The sequence below is a fragment of the Microcoleus sp. N9_A1 genome, assembly GCF_036701795.1.
Lineage (GTDB): Bacteria > Cyanobacteriota > Cyanobacteriia > Cyanobacteriales > Microcoleaceae > Microcoleus.
Map to the genome: position 1 here is coordinate 1 of NZ_JAUBRI010000149.1, position 4,324 is coordinate 4,324.

4 protein-coding genes are annotated in these 4,324 nt (G+C 44.7%); 3 read left to right on the forward strand and 1 reads right to left on the reverse strand.

Annotated elements, in window-relative coordinates:
* Positions 1-195: 195 nt before the first annotated feature.
* From QUA58_RS30855 to QUA58_RS30865, 3 genes are all read left to right on the forward strand, one after another.
* A complete protein-coding gene (locus QUA58_RS30855; RefSeq protein WP_333397939.1) occupies positions 196-381 on the forward strand; it encodes a hypothetical protein in 186 nt (61 codons plus the stop codon).
* A gap of 22 nt (positions 382-403) precedes the next feature.
* A complete protein-coding gene (locus tag QUA58_RS30860; RefSeq protein WP_333253193.1) occupies positions 404-2,062 on the forward strand; it encodes a CTP synthase in 1,659 nt (552 codons plus the stop codon).
* Positions 2,063-2,572: 510 nt separating this feature from the next.
* Positions 2,573-2,995 (forward strand): hypothetical protein, encoded by a 423-nt coding sequence (locus QUA58_RS30865; RefSeq protein WP_333253195.1) that lies wholly within the window; start codon positions 2,573-2,575, stop codon positions 2,993-2,995.
* 177 nt (positions 2,996-3,172) lie between these two features.
* Here the strand turns inward: QUA58_RS30865 and QUA58_RS30870 are convergent, their stop codons facing one another.
* Positions 3,173-4,060: an ROK family protein gene (locus tag QUA58_RS30870; RefSeq protein ID WP_333397941.1), complete on the reverse strand. Its 888-nt coding sequence runs from the start codon at positions 4,058-4,060 to the stop codon at positions 3,173-3,175.
* Positions 4,061-4,324: the final 264 nt, after the last annotated feature.

The following is a 4,324-nucleotide window of genomic DNA, read 5'->3' on the forward strand; positions in this document are numbered from 1 at the left end:
ACCGAAACCTAAACCTATTCATATTCACTCATTTATTTATTATACATCGCTGATGTTATTAAATTTTCATTCCTTATCAATGTCTGGCGGTATTTTATCTCTATCACATCTTTAAAAAAATGGTATAACAAATCTTTCGATCAATTGCGTAAATAAATGTTGAAGGCGGTTGAAACCGCTACCGAGTTCCTCCCCATGTCTAAAGCCAGGGGCTTCCCGTTTTTTGGTGAAATGGGCGATCGCACTCCAAACCCATACCAACCGTCCGATTCAGCTAATGGGCGACTCGTCGTATCCGCACCCGTATTTGAGAAAGGCTCAAACACTGCTGGACAATTTTCGATTTTAGCTCTTAGATTTGAGTGTTACCTTCTTAACTAGAAACATCTAAAGTTGAAAATCTATGAGCAAATTTGTGTTTGTGACTGGCGGCGTGGTTTCCAGTATCGGCAAGGGAATTGTCGGTGCTTCCTTGGGCCGCCTATTGAAGTCGCGGAACTATTCTGTCTCGATTTTGAAGCTAGACCCTTATATTAACGTTGACCCCGGCACTCTCAGCCCGTTTCAGCACGGAGAAGTCTTCGTCACGCAAGACGGTGCGGAAACTGACCTGGATTTGGGGCACTACGAGCGTTTTACCGATACTTCCATGTCTCGCCTCAACAGCGTCACCACGGGTTCCATTTATCAAGCGGTGATCAACAAAGAACGCCGCGGTGAGTATCAGGGGAGCACGGTGCAGGTGATTCCGCACATCACTAATGAGATTAAAGAGCGAATTCACCGGGTAGCAAAAAATACTAATCCCGATGTCGTGATTACGGAAATCGGCGGAACGGTGGGAGATATTGAATCTTTGCCGTTTTTGGAGGCAATTCGGCAGTTTCGCAAGGATGTCGGGCGGCAAAATGTTGTGTATATGCACGTCACGCTGATACCTTGGATTCCTTCGGCTGGAGAGATGAAAACTAAACCGACTCAGCATTCGGTGAAGGAATTGCGGTCGATCGGCATTCAACCAGATATTCTAGTCTGTCGGTGCGATCGGCCCCTGTCTTTGGGCATGAAACAAAAATTGTCTGAATTCTGCAACGTGCCCGAAGAATGCGTCATCACCGCTCAAGATGCTAAAAGTATCTACGAAGTGCCGCTGATGATGGAACAGGAAGGTTTAGCGGAACAAACGCTCAATTTGCTGCAACTCGAACATCGCCAGCCAGATTTGCATCAGTGGCAAACTTTAGTCAACAGGCTTTACAGTCCCAATCACAAAATTGATATTGCTTTAGTTGGCAAATATGTGCGGTTAAACGATGCTTATCTTTCGGTGGTCGAAGCTTTGCGGCACGCGGCAATTGCGATCGGCTGCGACCTAAATTTGCACTGGATTAACTCAGAAGATTTAGAATCGGGAAACCTCGATAACTATCTCAAAGATATGAACGGCATTGTTGTGCCGGGAGGTTTTGGGGTTCGGGGGGTTGATGGCAAAATAGCGGCGATCGAATATGCTAAACACCACAAAATACCTTTTTTGGGATTGTGTTTGGGGATGCAGTGTGCTGTGATTGAATGGGCGCGCCACACCGCCCAACTCAAGGATGCCAACAGCGCTGAATTTGACCCGGATACAGCAAATCCGGTAATTAATTTATTGCCAGAACAGCAAGATGTAGTCGATTTGGGCGGTACAATGCGACTGGGTTTGTATCCGTGCCGTGTCAACCCAGACACGCTAGCTTTCAAACTTTATCAGAAAGAAGTGATTTACGAGCGGCACCGCCATCGGTACGAATTCAACAACGCCTACCGCAATCTTTTCTTAGAATCAGGTTATGCAGTCTCCGGTACATCTCCAGACGGCCGATTAGTAGAAATGATCGAATTGCCCAATCATCCCTTTTTCATAGCCAGTCAATTTCACCCCGAATTCCAATCTCGACCTAGCGCGCCCCACCCATTGTTTCAAGGGTTTATCCAGGCCGCTAGCATCCAGGGAAAGCAGGATGTTTTAGAAGATGAGGGTCGCGACTTGGTGGCCGGGAAAGTTGTCGCAAACTGATCTCATATCATGTGCGATCGATTAGTTCTGATATATTAGAGGTCTGTAGGGGCGGTTCAGAGTAGACAATATTCAAATCGCCCCGACAATGGACATTACAAAACCCACCCAACAGACCAATAGGATTTGATAAGGGTCGCACTTACCGGACTAGATATCGGGCAGCATTCTCAACGAGTGAAAAACCTCCCCCCCAACCCCTATGCTAGGGCTGGGGGCTAGTACCACAAGGGAGAAGGCAAAAGGCAGAAGGCAGAAGGCAGAAGGCAGAAGGCAGAAGGCAGAAGGCAGAAGGCAGAAGGCAGAAGGTAAAAATGCTGATTTTTTACTTAACTTTTTACGGATTTCAAGGGTGATACCAGTTTCCAAAAAAAATGCAACTTTAGGCAACTTCCCAACCCAGATAGTCATCAGTCATGCCCCATCTAAAATCTACAATCTAAAATCTAAAATGGTAGGAGTTGTCAAACTATCTTAAAATACCAGGAAACACAGGTTTGAGGAGGCTTTGTGGCTTATTGGAGCAAATTTACTTATGAGAAAAGTACATACATAATTGACCTTGACACTATTAGTGCTTTTTCTAGCGAACTGGATAACAAGCGTATCACATTTTGGCTGCCTAATAGCAGTCAGCCGATTATTCTTAATCCCCAAGGCAATTATGAGGCTTACAAGCAAGTTCTCGATTACCTCAAAAAAACCATTGACCGCAATTCTAAAGGTTCGTGGATTAAGATTAATTACGATCGCAAGGAATTTGCGATCGATATGAGTCGAATTAGCTCTTTTGCTTGCGAACAGAACGGTCGGCTAAGCTTTTGCCTGCCTGACAGTGCAACTAATATTATTATCCTCCGCCAAAGCAACCCGGAAACTTATCAAGAAATTCAGGAATACATAAAAAATACGACTGGACAATCTCTGCCATGAAGGAGTCATTAGTCATTAGTCATTAGTCATTAGTTAGAAGCATGAACAATGAATGGAGACTATGTTTAGTAACTCCTCAAATTCATTTTATTTTTTTGATCTAAAGTGCTGAGGTTGAACCCTAATTTTAGATATGAAAAAAGCGCAGTAAAATGCGCTGCTTTTTTTTAATTTTAACTATCGAACAAGCTGCCAAGCTAATTTTGCCGCGCCTACCATGCCTGCTTGATTGCCCAATTCAGCAACCAATAACTGTAAATCTTCGCGAGAACTCGGCAGAACCCGCCGCTCAATTTCTTCTCGAACCTGCGGCAAGAAAAATTCAGCACCTGCACTAATTCCGCCGCCGATAATAATAGCTTCCGGCGTCAAAATATAAATGAGACTTGCCAAGCCGATACCCAGATAGCGCCCGTAATTTTGCCAAAATTCTAAAGCTTTGGAATCTCCAGACTTAGCTAAGTTTGCTAATTCTAGAGGTTCCAAACCAGTTTCGCGGCGAATTGCCTGCACGGAAACGTATTGTTCTAAAGAACCGCGATTGCCGCTGTTGCACTCTGGGCCGTCGGGATTGATGGCAATTAATCCTAACTCTCCGGCCGCGCCTAAATGACCTGTAAATAGTTTACCATCGAGGATAACTGCACCGCCAACTCCTGTTCCTAATGTTAGCAATATGAGGTTTTTAAAGTGCTTTCCTGCACCTAGCCAAGCTTCTCCTAATCCGGCACAGTTGGCATCATTTGCTAATATTGTCGGCAGTCCGGTTTTGGCTTCCAACCAGTCAGCTAGGGGGACGTTATGCCAGTTTTTGAGGTTGATTGCGACTCTGGCTATTCTGCCGGTGGCGTCTGCTGGGCCTGGTGTGCCGATGCCGATCGCACTTACAGCATTTTCGACCGGATTCAGTTGTAAAATAACATCCGTCATCGCGGCTAAAACGGCTTCTGGCGTTGCCGGTTGAGGGGTTGGGACAGTTAAGGATTGATGACAAATGCCCTCTTCGCTGAATCTGCCGAGTTTAATTGCGGTTCCGCCTAAGTCAATGCCGATTACTTGTGTCATTCGATGTGGGTTTTGGCTGTAATAATTTGGGACTAATTTTAATAGTATAAACCTCTTATATGTACGCCTATCACACCTTAAAAATTAAGTTTGTAGTGAGGAGTGAAGTCCTCAAACTTCGGTTTTAAATGTATGATAATTATCCACCAAAACGCTCATTAATTATTAATAGTATTATACCGATCGCAAGTATCGGCTCAATAAGTAGGGGTAGCACAGAAAAAAAAGTAAGCAGAGTGCACAAAGTGTCATAAAATAGGACAC